The organism is Pseudomonas sp. D4002 (assembly GCF_013385665.1).
Classification (GTDB): Bacteria; Pseudomonadota; Gammaproteobacteria; order Pseudomonadales; family Pseudomonadaceae; genus Aquipseudomonas.
Genome location: NZ_JACAPN010000057.1, coordinates 9,091 through 9,991, shown reverse-complemented (window position 1 = coordinate 9,991; position 901 = coordinate 9,091). Strand labels below are relative to the sequence as shown.

Annotated in this window: 1 protein-coding gene; it reads right to left on the bottom strand. The window is 64.3% G+C overall.

Translation table 11 applies throughout. The features are described 5' to 3' along the window. Positions 1 to 45: 45 nt before the first annotated feature. A partial coding sequence (locus HX824_RS32755; protein WP_256347068.1) for an aldehyde dehydrogenase family protein occupies positions 46 to 901 on the bottom strand: 856 nt, incomplete at its 5' end.

Here is a 901-nt window from a genome sequence, read left to right as displayed (position 1 = left end):
GGGAACGATCAACACACTCAAGCCGGCCGGCACTCCGCATGCCGGTCAGTAGCGAATCATCACCGACTTGAGCTCGGTGTAGTCGTCGATAAAAGCCCCGCCAAACTCCCGTCCCACCCCCGAAGACTTGTTGCCGCCAAACGGCACCGCCGGGTCGAGCATCGTGTGCATGTTCACCCACACCGTCCCCGCGTTGATCGCCGGCACCATGCGCAGGGCCTTGCTCAGATCATTGGTCCAGAGGCTGGCGCTCAGGCCGTAAGGCGTGTTGTTCATCAGTTCCAGCAGCTCATCCTCGGTGTCGTAGGGGAAAAACGTGGCGATCGGGCCGAAGGTCTCTTCGTTGAGCAGGGTGTCGTGGATCGTGTTGGCGAGAATCACGGTGGGCTCCACATAGCACCCCGGTCCGTCGATCAGCTTGCCGCCGTGGACAATCGTATTGTTCTCGGCCCGGGCCTTGGCGAAAAACCATTCGAGTTTCTGTTGGTGCTGGCGGTTGGTCACCGGGCCGAATTCGGTGCGCTCGTCCAGCGGCGAGCCGATGTTCAACCGGCCCAGGCGTTGCGCCAGTTTGTCCATGATCGGCTCGATCTGCGAGCGGTGGGCGAAGAAGCGTTCGGCGGCCGCGCAGATTTGCCCGGAGTGCAGGAAGCCGGCTTCGATGATGCCGTTGACCGCTTTGTCGAGGTCCACATCCCGCAGGAATCCGGCGGAGTTTTTGCCGCCCAGTTCCAGGGTCGCCCGGGTCAACCCGGCGCCCATGGCACTGCGGCCCACGGCGATGCCGGTGGGCACCGAGCCGGTAAACGAGACCTTGTCGGTGCCCGGGTGCTCCACCAGGCCTTTGCCCACGTGGCCGCCACCGGTCAACACGTTCAGCACGCCCGCCGGCAGGCCGGCG